Annotated in this window: 14 protein-coding genes; 2 read left to right on the plus strand and 12 right to left on the minus strand. The window is 38.8% G+C overall.

The window, feature by feature from the left end; translation table 11 throughout:
* Window positions 1-123 precede the first annotated feature (123 nt).
* The 4 genes from AB1630_05415 to AB1630_05430 all read right to left on the minus strand — a co-directional run bounded on the left by AB1630_05415 (window position 124) and on the right by AB1630_05430 (window position 2,553).
* Complete coding sequence (locus AB1630_05415; GenBank protein MEW6103240.1) at window positions 124-531, minus strand: hypothetical protein; 408 nt, start codon at window positions 529-531, stop codon at window positions 124-126.
* A 59-nt stretch (window positions 532-590) separates the two neighbouring features.
* The gene (locus AB1630_05420) at window positions 591-881 is read right to left on the minus strand and encodes a tetratricopeptide repeat protein (GenBank protein MEW6103241.1); all 291 of its coding nucleotides are present in this window, start codon (window positions 879-881) and stop codon (window positions 591-593) included.
* Window positions 882-978: 97 nt separating this feature from the next.
* Window positions 979-2,250: an ATP-binding protein gene (locus tag AB1630_05425; protein MEW6103242.1), complete on the minus strand. Its 1,272-nt coding sequence runs from the start codon at window positions 2,248-2,250 to the stop codon at window positions 979-981.
* A gap of 60 nt (window positions 2,251-2,310) precedes the next feature.
* Complete coding sequence (locus AB1630_05430; protein ID MEW6103243.1) at window positions 2,311-2,553, minus strand: hypothetical protein; 243 nt, start codon at window positions 2,551-2,553, stop codon at window positions 2,311-2,313.
* 196 nt (window positions 2,554-2,749) lie between these two features.
* On the opposite strand from AB1630_05430, the gene AB1630_05435 reads away from it, so the two are divergent.
* Entirely contained in the window at window positions 2,750-2,884 is a 135-nt protein-coding gene (locus AB1630_05435; GenBank protein ID MEW6103244.1) for a hypothetical protein, read from the plus strand.
* 410 nt (window positions 2,885-3,294) lie between these two features.
* On the opposite strand, the gene AB1630_05440 is transcribed toward AB1630_05435, so the two are convergent.
* Genes AB1630_05440 through AB1630_05450 form a run of 3 tightly spaced genes read right to left on the minus strand, consistent with a single transcriptional unit; the run spans window position 3,295 to window position 7,571 of the window.
* The gene (locus tag AB1630_05440) at window positions 3,295-5,379 is read right to left on the minus strand and encodes a tetratricopeptide repeat protein (GenBank protein MEW6103245.1); all 2,085 of its coding nucleotides are present in this window, start codon (window positions 5,377-5,379) and stop codon (window positions 3,295-3,297) included.
* Between the two features lie 39 nt (window positions 5,380-5,418).
* Window positions 5,419-6,765 carry an ATP-binding protein gene (locus AB1630_05445; protein ID MEW6103246.1) on the minus strand — a complete coding sequence of 449 codons (1,347 nt, stop codon included), beginning with the start codon at window positions 6,763-6,765 and terminating at the stop codon, window positions 5,419-5,421.
* Window positions 6,762-7,571, minus strand: coding sequence for a hypothetical protein (locus tag AB1630_05450; GenBank protein MEW6103247.1), 810 nt, complete (start codon window positions 7,569-7,571; stop codon window positions 6,762-6,764). Before AB1630_05450 ends, AB1630_05445 begins: the two co-directional genes overlap by 4 nt.
* Window positions 7,572-8,077: 506 nt before the next feature.
* Between AB1630_05450 and AB1630_05455 the strand changes: the two genes are divergently transcribed.
* Window positions 8,078-8,395 (plus strand): hypothetical protein, encoded by a 318-nt coding sequence (locus AB1630_05455; GenBank protein MEW6103248.1) that lies wholly within the window; start codon window positions 8,078-8,080, stop codon window positions 8,393-8,395.
* Here AB1630_05455 and AB1630_05460 read toward each other — a convergent pair.
* From AB1630_05460 to AB1630_05480, 5 genes are all read right to left on the minus strand, one after another.
* Window positions 8,384-9,004, minus strand: a complete 621-nt coding sequence (locus AB1630_05460; protein MEW6103249.1) for a tetratricopeptide repeat protein — start codon at window positions 9,002-9,004, stop codon at window positions 8,384-8,386. The two genes, AB1630_05455 and AB1630_05460, sit on opposite strands and share 12 nt — an antisense overlap.
* 451 nt (window positions 9,005-9,455) lie before the next feature.
* A complete protein-coding gene (locus AB1630_05465; protein MEW6103250.1) occupies window positions 9,456-10,850 on the minus strand; it encodes an ATP-binding protein in 1,395 nt (464 codons plus the stop codon).
* Window positions 10,851-10,940: 90 nt separating this feature from the next.
* Complete coding sequence (locus AB1630_05470) at window positions 10,941-11,879, minus strand: tetratricopeptide repeat protein (protein ID MEW6103251.1); 939 nt, start codon at window positions 11,877-11,879, stop codon at window positions 10,941-10,943.
* Window positions 11,876-13,324: a hypothetical protein gene (locus AB1630_05475; GenBank protein ID MEW6103252.1), complete on the minus strand. Its 1,449-nt coding sequence runs from the start codon at window positions 13,322-13,324 to the stop codon at window positions 11,876-11,878. The genes AB1630_05470 and AB1630_05475 overlap by 4 nt, the downstream gene beginning before the upstream one ends.
* 44 nt (window positions 13,325-13,368) lie before the next feature.
* The gene (locus AB1630_05480; GenBank protein MEW6103253.1) at window positions 13,369-13,704 is read right to left on the minus strand and encodes a hypothetical protein; all 336 of its coding nucleotides are present in this window, start codon (window positions 13,702-13,704) and stop codon (window positions 13,369-13,371) included.
* Between the last annotated feature and the right edge of the window lie 194 nt (window positions 13,705-13,898).

Consider the following 13,898-nt stretch of genomic DNA (forward strand, 5'->3'; position numbering starts at 1 on the left):
TACAAAAAACAAAGAAGAAAAAACCAAAGGGAAAGGCAAAAATCACTATAAATATAGAAGGATAGAGAAGATAAAAGAAAAAAATGATGATTTTTAATGTGTTTAAGTTTTTACCGAGAATTACTACTTTGGTGTCCAGAATCTTGAGAGATAAAAAAGTAGCTCATCATCAAACTTTATCCCTTTTTCTCCTGCATATTGATAGAGCATTGACTCAATAGAAAAAAGAAGGTCAATGTAGTCTATATCAAGTTGGTCCAATACCTTTTCCACAGAATAGAGAACAATGAAATAATCCTTGTTTAAATCCTCATCCTCCCCTAGTTTATTGAGTTCAGTAGATTTACCACAGCCTCTATGGCCTACAAAAAGTATCTTATGATATTTTCCTGGTTCACGAAGCAGGTATTTTTTTAATCTTTGTACAGGGTTTTTCTCTCTATCAACATAATAATCTTTTAGTTGTTGACCTGTTAATGGCTCCATCGGGTCAAATAGAGAAAACACCTCGTCTAAATTTCTTGCCTGCATAGTAGTTGTCCCTTTTTATTATTATAGCAAATAATATAAGAAAAAGAAATAGTTTTTGTTTATACTATCTCCCGTAGAAAATTATCTGCTTCGGTTTCTATTATGCGGTAGTGCATATTCTTTGCTTTTTCATAGGCAGATTGGGCAAGGGGTTCTGCTTGTTCTGGGTTTCCTTGAGCTAAATGTAGCTTGGCTAAGGCAAGCTCTGCCTCGGGTTCGTAGAGCTTAAAGCCTGTGCGAGCACATAGCTTAAGGACTTGGTTTGCATCTTGGATAGCCTCTTTATATTTTTTCATATCCAACCACAACTTGGTAGATTCAAGCAATGCTTCAATTTCAAGCTCTGGCATACCAACCTTTCTGGCAATCTCAAGGAAGGTTAAAAGATCAGTTCTAAAATCTCAAGCATATCTTTACCTCAATTCTCTGCCAAAGGCACAACAAAGATCAGACTGTCAGCAGCCATTTATATACTGGCTTTACATTTATCACCTTGTCAGAAAGTTTGATCTTTTCTTCCTCGTCTTGAGTAAGGATTAGCCCTTTTTGAAGTCCAAGCTCCTCCATAGCAGCGGTGAGAGATTTCAGTTCTCTCTGTCTCACTGTTACATCTGATAGACTCTGGGTCACCTGGATCAATCCTTCAACCCCTTCTCCTTTTCTTATCAGGATGTCAACCTCAAGCCCCTTTCTTGTCTTATAGTAATAGAGCTCCTTTCCCCTCCTTCTTAGTTCTGTAACTACTAAGTTTTCCAGGAACTTTCCCCTATTTTTTGAGAATTTAAAGGATATACAATCAGCCAATCTATTATCTATACAATAGGCCTTTTTGGGAGCAATAAACTGCTGTTTCAGCGAATAGGAGAAGATGTTGGCAACAAATATCATAAATGAGTTCTCAAGATACTCGGTATAGGCCTTTATTGTATTTACACTACCCAACCCTAATGCCTTCTTCAACTTATTGTGAGAAAAGAGGCTTCCTGGGTTGCTCAAAAAATAGAGAGCCAATTCTCTCAAGGATTTTGTCTCCTTAATATCATATCTGGCCACTATATCACGGTATAGTATATCGTCATAGACCTTCTTCAATATCTCAGGGTTTCTAAACTTGAGATACTCAGGCATACCACCCTCTTTTAGATACTCATTAAACAATCCCTTTATCTCTGCCCGTTTTGCAGTCAAAGAGAGTGCATTTTTTGTGAGGAGATATCCCTTTAACTTGAGGAATTCCTTGAACGAGAATGGGTAGAGTTCACAGGTAAGATACCTTCCAGTGAGCTTGGTTCCTATTTCCTTGCTTAATAGTGAGGCATTTGAACCTGTGATAAAGAACTTGAATCCTGCCTCTGACATCCTTCTAACAAACATCTCCCAGCCTTTGACATTTTGGACCTCATCAAGGAAGAAGGCCTTCTGCTTACCAAACAGCTCCACAAATGATTCATAGAGATGGTTAAAGTCCTCAGGCTCAAAATTGATCAATCTCTCGTCTTCAAAGTTAAGGTAATAGATATTGCCCTTATAGAACCTATCGATAATCTGGGCAAGTAAGGTTGACTTTCCTACCCGCCTCATCCCGGAGATGAGAATGGTGTGGAGGAGGGGTATATACTCCTTGATCTTGGATAAATCTTGGCGCTCTATCCCTATCTCCTTATTCTTTATAACCTCTTGTTGTTCCAATATTATCTCTTTTAATAGCTCCCTTTCCATCTTATTGTCTTCATTCTAAATGAAAGTATATCATAGAAAGTTTTCATTGTCAACGAAAACTTACTCTATCTCTGTTAGCAGATGGAAGGCCTCAAGCTGGGGTGAGTGATAGCCCATCTCTTTAGCCTTTTCATAGGCTGAATTGGCATAGGTCTTTGCCTTATCTTTATCTTTTCCCAGATATGCTTTGGCTAAGATTAGCTCTGCCTCGGGTTCGTAGAGTTTAAAGCCGGTGCAAAAGATGAGCTTAAGGGCATTTTGTAGGTCTTTCTCGCAACCTTTGTAGTTTTTTGTTATTGACAAGATGAGGATTCTCGGGTAAAATAATTTTTAAAGGGTTGATTTAGCCTTTTTCTTAAAGGGGATTTTCCTCTGACCCGTAACTAAGGAGAAGGCTGTTATCTCTGCATCGCAGGGGTAGCAGTCATTATCGGAGTTCGTTACGGGTCGCCGATATTGATTTGTTGCCCCTTTTTGTTTATGGGGCAAGGAGGTAGAGATGGAGTGGTCAGAGCTTACCACAACAGATATTGTCTATATAATCCTCTTTTGGCTATTTGGCTCACTTATAACGGGAGTCATAGAAGGGATCAGGGAGGAGCGTAAGAAATCAAAGGATAGAAGGGATTTATAGCCATCGGGAAAGTAAATTATAGGCTTTCAAGGATTTGGGCGGTTTCTTCTGCCTCTTGTTTTAGGTTAAAAAAAGTTTTTTTACCTTAGAAATCTTTCTCTCTTTTACACCTCAAAATAGGAATAAGTGGTTAAATTCTCTGTCTCTCAGTATGTGTTTAGCTCCTACATAAAAAGTATCAATCTTTATAAATCCGAAATTGAAAATCCGAAATCTTAAAACAATATCAAAATCCAAATGTTCAAAATCCAAAAACATCGGCCATTGTTTTGGTCATTTGGATTTTGTGCTTTGAATTTGTTTAGAATTTTGTGCTTATGTATTTAGAATTTTCCATATCTTCTTTCCTAACTTTAGGATACATTAAGCATTAGCTAAACACGTACCAAAATCAGGTGGGTTTATATTTACTAAAAAAGATTAGATAGACTTCTCATCTTTTCCTTCGCCTCTTTAAACCAGTCTTTTCCATATTTAATTTCCAGCACCCTTTCAATAGCCTTTCTATTTACTGCATCCAGTCTTTCCAGGATTTTTAATGCCTCTAAAGGCTTATCATTATCCAGATATTCTCCCATCTTGCTTGCTGTCCAAAGAGGGCTAAATCTTTCAAGATAACTTTCCCACTTTAACTCCAAAAATATCCCTTTCAATATCTCCATTTCTTTATAAAGACCTTCCCTGAATAACTCTCTGAGAAAAGAGATAAAGTCTTCCTCTATCTTGCCAGTAGATAACCTATCAGAAGATAACATCGCCTTTATCACCTCTATTCTCTCCTTTACCAAACCATAATTTTTCTCCAAAAGTAGAGGCTTTATGGAATAAATAAGGGTAAGTCCTTTGTTATACCATGCCTCAGCAAAATCAGGTTTTAGCTTTATTGCATAATCATAGGCTTTGAGTTCCTCTTCATAGCGACCAAGATTGCCAAGAAACACTCCTTTGTTATACCATGCCTCAGCAAAATCAGGTTTTAGCTTTATTGCATAATCATAGGCTTTGAGTGCCTCTTCATAGCGACCAAGTTTGAAAGATGCATCTGCTTTGTCAAGCCATATCTCAATATCAGGTTTGGTGATACCCTTTTCTATGGGCGCTTCAATAAATCTGGCTCTCTGAGTAATAATAGACTCAATCTCAGGCTTTAAGGAGATTGCCTGAAGATATATCCCCTTCATCTCTTCAGATACAGATTCTTTATATCTTAATTCCTCTTCAGTGAACATATAGGCAAGTAGATAGATAACAAAGAGCCATCTTTCTTCTGGAGAGCCACCCCTTCTCCATCTATACCAGATAGGAAAGAGTGGTTCAGAGAGGATATAAAATCTCTTCTTACCCATAGTTTCGGTAACATTCCTTAGCCAACCCCTCTCTATTAGCCTTAAGATGTAGGTTGAGACCTCCTTTGAGCTAAGATGGGTCAGGTTTTCAATCTCCTTTGGTTGTAAGGAGGTTTGAGATTGGGCAAAGATTTCTATTATCTCTCTTTGACTTGTGGGTAGAGCCCATAATGCCTCGCGGTAAATTAGGGTTAGTTTTTCAAACATCTCCTGCATAAATCCAAGCGAAGACTGCCATCTTTCTTTTGCCCCTTTTCCATCAGACTCCCTTTCACATTCAGCCAGGGCAATCTCAAAGAGGGGGAAGATCATTCTGGGCAAGCCACCAGAAAGATAAGAGATAGCCTGAAATATCCTTATCCTTCTTTTTCCCTCTGGGGAGCGGAAGTATTGGGTTAGCTTAGGATATTCTCTGGCATAAAATTCTTGTATTCTTGAGATTAACTCAAAACACTCCTCATTAGTCAAGCGAGTAAGTTCATTCTTTTTAAAATACCCATAGATCGGAGAGCCTATTTTACCCATATCCCTGATAAAGGTTGCGGCTGTGGCTAATATCTTAAGACTCTTTGAACGGGGTAAGATGGAAAGAAGATTATTTAACTCCTCTTTCTTAAAGGATGGAACTAATCTATCAAGGTTCTCTATCATTATTATTGTTCTCTTCCCAAATCTTTCTTTTATTTCGTAAAGCACACTTTTGCCTCGATTAAACCTCTGCTCTTTGCTTTTTGCCTCTTTAACCCAGCTAATCTTATCTTCAACATAGCGCTGGATTTTCTTATTTTCTTCATCAGAGATAATTCTTCCCTGGGGTGTAACAATTGTCTCAAGAACCCTTAAGATTATCTCGGCTACATTTCGGACTCCAAAGAGTTCTTCAGGAAGTAAGACGGGAAAGTAATTTTTAGAGAGGGTGGAGTTTTTTTTGATTCTATGGAAGATTATTGAGAGGAGAAAGGTCTTTCCTATACCTGCGGGGCCATAGAAAAAGCGGGACTGAAGGTATCTATCTGAGGTAATTTCTTCTTCTAATTCTTTGAGTATCTCCTCAACATAATCCTTTCTTTCTTTTCCTACAAAGATAGACTCCAGAGCACTGGCTTCCTCAATAGCAGGATGAAATCGGCTAATTAGTATTTCACTCATTCTTTAGCTCACCCCTTTTACCCAATTTGTGGGTAATGATTATGTGGGAAATCTTCTCCAGAATTCCTTTAATAATGATGCCTTAAAATAGTATCTCTCTTTTTGTTCTTCTATTAAAAGGTCATCTATAAGTCTTTGAATCATCTCTTCAAAATCTGATATATCTGCGCCTGCTTTTTCTTTAAAGATTGCTTTTGCCTCCCCTTTCTCTATCCCTTGCTCCCTTATAGCCATCTCTGAAAGGAGGCTATAACTTGAGGAGATCAACTTAGGAGGGTATCTCTTGGGTAGCTCCTGAAAATCCCTTAAAAGATTCCAGCCTTCTTTGCCTAGTAACCTTTCATACACCTCTTCAGGGCTTATTTCTTTGTTTCCCTCATTCCACACCGAGACAAAGATATGAATAAAATAAGGGATAAATGTCTTAAGTAAATTCTTTATCCTTTCAATCTCGCCTTTTTTTGGGATTATCCCTGAATTATAAGCAAGTTCCTCCAGCAATAACCCTGCCTCATCATCTTTTAGTAAAGGGACATTTACCTTTTCAAAATTGGAGAGTATCTTTAACCCTTTATTCCCAGAAATTCTGTCTTCTGCTTCACTACTGGCGATAATAAATCTTATTTTGGGGAGATTAAAGAAATTACAAAAGCCATTATCAAAATCCTTAAGGGCTTTATTTTCTTTGAGATTCCTTAAAAATTCAGCAAATTCATCCACCAGGAGCAAATGGTGTTTATCTTCAGGAAGAAGAGAGGTTAAGGTATCGGTTAATGCTCTTTCTGCCTGTTTTTCTATAAGCTCTCTTTTTACTTGGCGTTCAATGGCAGAATCTGAGGTTAGTTCATAAGCGATGGCACCCACAAATGCAGCAGGATTTTGCAGATTTCTTGCCTGGATAAATAAAGGTTGCCAGCCTTGGGGAGGTCTTTCAAAGATGGCATTAAGTATAGATGTCTTTCCATAACATCTGGGAGCACGCAAAGAGACATTTTTTTCTTTAATCAAGTTCTCTATCTTTTGGAGCAATCCTTCCCTTCCCACCAATTCATCAAAAGGAGGAAGGGTTCTTATTCGCACCGGGAACCTGGGAATTTTACCCTTTGTAAAAAGCCAAGTAAGGTGTCTCCTAAATCTTTTCTCATTAAAGCTTCCTTCAAGATAGATGTATTCTGAAATGTCTTTTACCTCCAAAGCTTCTTTACTTGTAGCTGGTGTTTGGATAAAGTTTAGCAAATTTTCTCGGGCAAATTTCAAAGCAGTGCTATGGAGTAGAAAATAAAGGTCTAAAACCCTTGTTTCATCTACCTTTCTTTCATTTATAAGCCCAAGGGAAAAATTCTTCTCCCCTGAGAATTCAAAGAGATATTTATAGAGCTTCATCATCTGCCTCCTTTTTGGTAGATTTTCCAGGTTTTATCTGCAAATTCATCAGCAATCATCAGTAGCCCGCTTAAGATATGAAAGCGGTCTTTGATATGTTGAATCTTTGGGGTATTTATCTTTCTTCTTATCTTTTCATAGATTAAATGTTGTTTAATATCCCATGCCTCCTGCAAAAAGGTCATAATCTGAATCTCAAGATAATATATTTTTCCATCTCTCTCCATCTGAAAGTATTCATGAATGGCACGGTGAGCCCCTTTTTCAAAACTTCTGCCTGCCTCTATTCTTTTATCCCTTCTTTTTTCACTACAGTAAGTAATTTTTGAATTAGTAGTTGCCTTGACAAATTCAGTGGTTAGGTTTTTATCAATCTCATCCATATCACTCTGATAATTACATAGAATACGACAGCGGACAATATCGTCAATCTTTAACATATAATCTTCTATAAATTCCCTTAAATTTTTTGAGTTATATCCTCTTAGGAAAGGGATTTTTTGTTTATCAATAGTTCTTGTGATTTTATCAATAATAGAAGTAGCTGATTTAATTCTATTTTTGTTTTCAATATCCATACGATAGGCTTCTCGGTTATCATTATTAAAGATGTTAGAATTTTCTTCAGCGACAAAGGGATAGAGATATTCGTTTACAAAAACCTGGTAAAAGGTCTCCCATGATGACCTCAATTCAGTGATAGTTTCAACCCAGAGATGGGGTTGAAAAAAATGAGAAGGCAAGTTATCACCTACCTTTTTCTTTAAATCCTCTATCATTTCTTCAATTAAGGATGTTTCATTTAGCATCTTTGGCCTTTTTCATTTATAATTATATCACCTACTAAAGATTTTGTCAACAAAATTATTTGCCAACAAAATTGTTGGCCAACAAAATTGTTGGGAATATTCCACAGAGAATAAAAAGTTTAGGAGTTTAAAGGAATAGGGTATAGGAAAACCTTGACCTTACAGCCTTGAGCCAATCAAGGAAGATTGTGCTTTGGTTTCTAATAAGCGGTAGTGCATTGCTTTGGCTTTTTAGTAGGCAGATTGGGCATAGGATTTTGCAAGGTTTCCCTGGACAAGAAAATATGGGATGTTTTTGTGATTGACAAGAATGGGGCTTTTTTGGTAAAATACTTTTTAAAGGGTTGAGTCGGCCTTTTTCTTAAAGGGGATTTTTCCTCTCACCGTCCAGTGAGAAGAAGGCTGTTATCTCTGGAGAACAGGGGTAGCAGTCATTTATCGGATTTACTGGACGGTGGCCGATATTGATTTGTTGCCCCTTTTTGTTATGGGGCAGGAGGTATGTGATGTCAAAGATAACAGACCTTTTAGACTTTGTGGGAAAGAATAACCGAAGAAACATTATCTTCAGCCTCTGTTTTTCTCTGATAATAGTGCTTCTTTTTTTGGGCATACCATTTATAGCAATAGTTTATAAGAAGGTAGATAACCTTATATTTTTCCTCTGCTTAGTAGCAATAAGCATAATAATGCTATCAGCCATTATCAATCTCTTTGTCTGGATTGCTATTGAAAGACAAGGGGAAAAGATAACAAACCAGATGGAAGAACAGAAGGATGAGATAGAGAGATTAAAGGAAAATCTCTCTTTCCTAAATGGTTAGTTGAGAAGCTTTGTTCAAAGCAGGTTGGTAGCCGCAGGCTGCTCTTTCTTTGGCGAGTTCAAGATGTTCCTTTGCTTTTGCAGAATCTTTTGTAGATAAGTAAAATTCTGCTAAGAAAATATGGATATCTGCCTGGTTTAGGCGATATTGGCATCTTGTGGCAATATCTAATGCCTCTTTTGCCAGCTTCTCTGCCTCTTCTTTGTGTCCTTGGGCAAACCGCAGCTTTGCTATGGCTAAAAGGATGTCGGGTTCTAAATCTACCAAGTTTATCCTTCTATCACGGATTATAGCCTCATTTAGATGTGATTCTGCTTTGTTTAAATCTCCTTTTGCCAAGAAGGCTGCACCAATGAGCCATTCAGCCCGGATTCTATCCCTTTCATTTTGACGGCTGAAGGCAATATCATAAGCCCTCTGAGCCGCTCTGAGTGCGCTATCTGCATCTTCCATAAGTAGGGCACGAAGGCTACGGTAGACCCAGATAATACCTTGAGGTTGAACTGCCTTTTCTTTAATGAACAATTCTAAGCCTTTTGATAGTTCCTTCTCTGATTCTGAAAAATTACCCTGATAGGCAAACAATAAACCAAGCTCTTGATGACCCACAGCTTCCCTAAATTTATCCTTTTATAAAGATATGATTGGGTAGGAGTAAGATTTACTGAAAGTCCTCGTCCCTCTTTTGATTTCTCAGCTTCATCATGATGTCTGAGACACAATACGATCAGATTGGATTCATCGTTATTCTCTTTATTGCCATTAATATGGTGTATCTGCACACCCGACTTACCACATATAACACAGGCGTGGTGTGCCTCAACTAAGAGTTTATCTTTTAGATTTGCCAGAATACCCATAGCCATCAACCTCAAGAAGAACTAACAAAAATCTTCATATATATTTAGCCTTTAGTCATTAGCCTTTAATTTGTAAATTTTTTCTCCTTTAAAATAAACACATACCATAATCCTGGTAATTTGTCCACAATTTTTAGGATTTCTTCGTTTTTTATTGAGGCACTTTGTAATCTGCATCCCATTATGTTGCCAAATTACCATTATACGATGAGAGAATCCTTCTCAAATAGGAATACACCTTCTTCTTTGGCTATATCCAACATAGCCTGAGTAAAACCTGTCTTACTAAAGAGACAGAAATATTTCTTCTTTGGCCTTCTCTTAGAGATTACCTTTTGTGCCTTCTGTTTTAAATCCTTATAGATATTTGTCCCTACTGGCCTGTTAGACCATTTTACTTCACCAAATAGTATCTTATTCTGCTCCTGATTTACAGCCACAATATCGATCTCTTCACCCTTTTCCCACCAGCGTCCATATCGGGTAAAATAGATTGGCAGCTTTCTTTTACTTACTGCCTCCTTGAGTGTCTCAAGCGAAATCTTCTCATAATTTCTTGATAATATCTCTCCTATCCCTCTTTTGACCATCTTTAAGACTTCTTTCTTCTTCCCCTCTTCAAGTAGGTCTCTATTACGAAAGATAAAGCGGAACCAGAAATTGAAGAAGTTATCTTCGATCCGATACAAACCCTTTCGACTCTTCTGGGGAACCTTTTCTGTGACTGGAACTTCCTTAGTGACAATCTGTAGGTCTTGTAAAATAGATAGATACCTTGAGACTGTCCCTTTATCAAAGCCAGTCTCATTAAGGATTTCAGATAACTTTGTCTTTGTAAGAGAAAGGGCAATCAGGATGGCAAAGTAATTCCTTGGCTCTTTGAGTTCTTCCCGGAGTAGAAATTCTACCTCTTCATAGAGGAGACTTCCTTTAGTCAGTATTTGGTCTTTAACTACCTCCCATATATTCCTCTTTTGCCTTCGAAAGAGATTTATGTAAGGAGGCATTCCACCAACGATTGAGTAGATTGTTAACCTCTCTTCAAAAGGGAAGGCTTCGAAGGCCTCCTTAAGCTGTTTAAAGGAGAATGGCTGAAGTCGAATCTGACCAGTTCTTCTACCATAGAGTGGTGCTCGATAAAAGAGGGTAGTTCGTTCCATCATGCCAATACTTGAACCCAAAAGGATAATAAATAGAGGTGAATCCTTGAGATATAAATCCCATCCTTTTTGGAAAAGGGATGGTGTAGCTGGATCACCCTCTACTAAATAAGGGAATTCATCTATTATTATCACCATCTTCTCTTTCTTCTTAGATAGGTATTCTAATGCTTGGACCCAATCACGAAAACCTCCTTGCGTAATGAACTTATCGTTAAAGAACCCTCCCGCAACTTCTGCAAACTTACGCAGCTGCAGCTCTTTTGGAACTGACTCACTCAAAAAATAGATATGAGGTTTATCTTTAATAAACTGCAAAGTAAGCTCTGTCTTGCCTACCCTTCTCTTCCCATAGATGGGGATAAGCTGGGCACCTTTTTCTTGCCATCTTTTGTTCAAAAAATCGAGTTCTTCTTTACGATTAATAAATTCCATATTATGATTATGTCTTCTTGTCAAATAATTTGTCTAATTTATTTTAGACTAATTTATTTTAGACTATTTTCCTCCATCTGTCAAGAAGTTTTATTGAAGCTTCGCTTTGTTAAGGGCTGGTTGGTAGCCGCAGGCTGCTCTTTCTTTGGCCAGCTCAAGATCTTCTCTTGCCTGGGCAGGGTCTTTTGTAGATAAGTAAAACTCTGCTAAGAAAATATGGATATCTGCCTGCTTTAATCTATACTCACATCTTGTGGCAATATCTAAAGCCTCTTTTGCCAGCTTCTCTGCCTCATCTCTATGTCCTTGGGCAAACCGCAGCTTTGCTATGGCTAAAAGGATGTCGGGCTCTAATTCTACCAAGTTTATTCTTCTATCACGGATTATAGCCTCATTGAGATGTGATTCTGCTTTGTTTAAATCTCCTTTTGCAAGATAAGCAGAACCAATGAGCCATTCAGCCCGGATGATGTCTCTTTCATAATGTCTAACATCTGCTAACTCTCTTGCCCTCAAAGCTTCCTTGAGTGCGCTATCTGCATCTTCCATAAGTAGGGCACGAAGGCTACGGTATGCCTCATCCAGACAAAGACCTTGCTTATGATCAATCTTTTCCCAATATCTTGTTGACCTTTCTAGTTCCTTCTCTGATTCTGAAAAATTACCCTGATAGGCAAGCAATCGACCAAGCTCTTGATGACCCACAGCTTCCCAAAATTCATCCTTAATCTCCTGGCAAAGGTTGATTGAGCGTCGCAGGTTGGACTCAGCAGCCTTAAGTTCACCGAGTGGAATCTGAGCTGTACTAGCGAGGTTGCCTAAGCCGATGGCAACACTTTTCTTCACACCTTGTTTCTCTCGAATTGCAATCTGTCTTTCAAACAGCGGCACTGCCTTCTGGGGCTGACCAGATAGGGAGTAGGAGTTTGCCAGTTCGTTCAGGGTCCATGCTTGCCATGCTTCATCTTTCAGCCTGGGAGGTCTTTCTTCACCATCTAAGAAGAGGGCTTTCAGGAGGTCAATTCTCAAGTTGTAGGCACCAAATTGATAATAAGTTGGCTTATCAATGCGTTCATAAATAAATCACAAGCCTCCTCATACCTCCCTGAACCCACGGTATGGTGATAAAGTTCTATTACAGGGGCTAAATCATCCAAAGATTCAATCTTTTCAGGCTCTGGTATGGTTTCAAAGTAGTCTCGTAATCGGGAATGAACACCCTCCTTATCTTTTAATCTATCATAGCAGTATCTTCGGACAATAGGATGGAGGTCATAGCTATTCGTTTGAGTATTACGAAGTAATAGCCCTCTATCTACAAGTTCAATCAAGGCATTATCAAATTCTTCCTCTGTCTTAAATTCATTGAAGATAGCAATAGCCTCATAATCCATAGGATTACGGAAGACAGCCAATTTGCTGATAAGGCTCTGTTTCTGAGTATCTAATGAATCATAGGCTAACTCCAATATATGGTGTTCTCCTCTAATCCCTTTTAATTCAGGTAAAGGATTATGTCTTGACCAGGCAACTATATCACCCATATATTTAGGGTCTTTAATAATCATACCCGAGAGCAGTCTCAATGACAATGGATGATAGCCAAAAGGCTCACAAGCTGCCTCAATCTCTGCCCTTGTTCCTTCGACACCTTGGCGATGGAAAAACTCTACAGCATCCTCTTTATCCATCTGGGTCAATTCCTTGTGGAGACAGCCAGCAATATCATCCAGTTCTCTGGGATATAATCGGCTGGTGAGCAATGTCTTTGTCTTTGGATAACCTGAGGCTAATTGTTGTAAGAATATACCAAGATTGGGGTCAATGCAGGCTCTAAAGTCTCCCCGCTCATCCTCTCTTACCTCATCACCCTGGTAAGGAGAACCCAATCCAGCATAACCACGCAACACCCTCTCTACACCATCAAGGATGAGGAGAAAGCGATTCTGGTAAAGAATCTCATTATAGAGCCGATCCATCTGATCACGAGGGGATTTGAGTTCTCTCCAGTCAATTTCCTCATCACTGAAGTATTCAATAGCCTTTAAGAGAAACCTCTCAAATCTGGATTCTTTATCATAGAATGACCACCACATAACCTTCTTTGGCTGTTCTTCACTTCCCCGAATATCTTCTTGCAGCCAATACCAGCAGAGGGCAGACTTTCCCATCCCACCAATCCCAGTCATAGTCAGCATTGGATGAGGGTCTCTTGTCAACCAATCAGTCAGCATCTCTCGTTCTGGTAGGCGACCAGTGAAGTTCTCTTGCAGGGGATATGGATGGGCAAAGTAAGGGGTAGGGGGTGAAGGAATCTCAGTAGGTAGAGGTGGCTTTGAAGGAATCTCAGGAGGTAGAGGTGGCTTTGGTAGTAGCTGGGGTGGTTTTTTCTTTCTCTTTAGCAAGAGAGGAATAACCGCAGCTATAATTGCACATAGCCCTCCAATTATCGCACCAATAATAGCTGAATCCATGTTAATCACTCTATTTTACAGATTGCAATCCTTAAACATCAAGATCAAAATCTAATAAGCCAGCTTCCATCACAGGTTGCTGCAGTTTGAAGGTCTGAGAATCCCTCCCGGCAAGAGGAGAAAGGGAGGTTATATCTCTTACACACCTCTCTTACCCTAACCATCAATCTCTTTCTCAAGGCTTTGGGCAGATACCAGTAACTTCCAATCCTCTCTCCCTCCTTAAAGTAAAGAGGCTCCAATCTCATAGAGAGTTTTGGAAATGTCCTCTTGAATCTGCTCCAGATATCTCTTCGAACCTTGAAACTGCTGGCGATAATATGATCTGCTCCTGCCTCCTTTGCCCTCTCAACTATTGGCTCTATCTCCTCCTCAGTCAAAAAGGGAACCCTCTTTAAGCTTTTCCAAATCCCTCCTTACCCTCTCTTGCAAATTCTTCTTTCTTCGTAACCTGCATTCAACAGCAAAATTCATAACATATTGATATTATTACACTTAATTTTTGAGATTGTCACTACATATTGATTGATTTCTCTATTTCACTTCCCTAATTATCCTGGGTGGAGATTTTACC

The organism is bacterium (assembly GCA_040753555.1).
Taxonomy (GTDB): Bacteria; UBA9089; UBA9088; order UBA9088; family UBA9088; genus JBFLYE01.

What these genes read in the sequence shown, in the direction of transcription:
- AB1630_05475 (MEW6103252.1), bottom strand. Translation starts at nt 13,324, where the DNA reads ATGGATTCAGCTATTATTGGTGCGATAATTGGAGGGCTATGTGCAATT.
- AB1630_05450 (MEW6103247.1), bottom strand. Translation starts at nt 7,571, where the DNA reads ATGCTAAATGAAACATCCTTAATTGAAGAAATGATAGAGGATTTAAAG.
- AB1630_05445 (MEW6103246.1), bottom strand. Translation starts at nt 6,765, where the DNA reads ATGATGAAGCTCTATAAATATCTCTTTGAATTCTCAGGGGAGAAGAAT.
- AB1630_05465 (MEW6103250.1), bottom strand. Translation starts at nt 10,850, where the DNA reads ATGGAATTTATTAATCGTAAAGAAGAACTCGATTTTTTGAACAAAAGA.
- AB1630_05425 (MEW6103242.1), bottom strand. Translation starts at nt 2,250, where the DNA reads ATGGAAAGGGAGCTATTAAAAGAGATAATATTGGAACAACAAGAGGTT.
- AB1630_05435 (MEW6103244.1), top strand. Translation starts at nt 2,750, where the DNA reads ATGGAGTGGTCAGAGCTTACCACAACAGATATTGTCTATATAATCCTC.
- AB1630_05420 (MEW6103241.1), bottom strand. Translation starts at nt 881, where the DNA reads ATGCCAGAGCTTGAAATTGAAGCATTGCTTGAATCTACCAAGTTGTGG.
- AB1630_05440 (MEW6103245.1), bottom strand. Translation starts at nt 5,379, where the DNA reads ATGAGTGAAATACTAATTAGCCGATTTCATCCTGCTATTGAGGAAGCC.
- AB1630_05455 (MEW6103248.1), top strand. Translation starts at nt 8,078, where the DNA reads ATGTCAAAGATAACAGACCTTTTAGACTTTGTGGGAAAGAATAACCGA.
- AB1630_05415 (MEW6103240.1), bottom strand. Translation starts at nt 531, where the DNA reads ATGCAGGCAAGAAATTTAGACGAGGTGTTTTCTCTATTTGACCCGATG.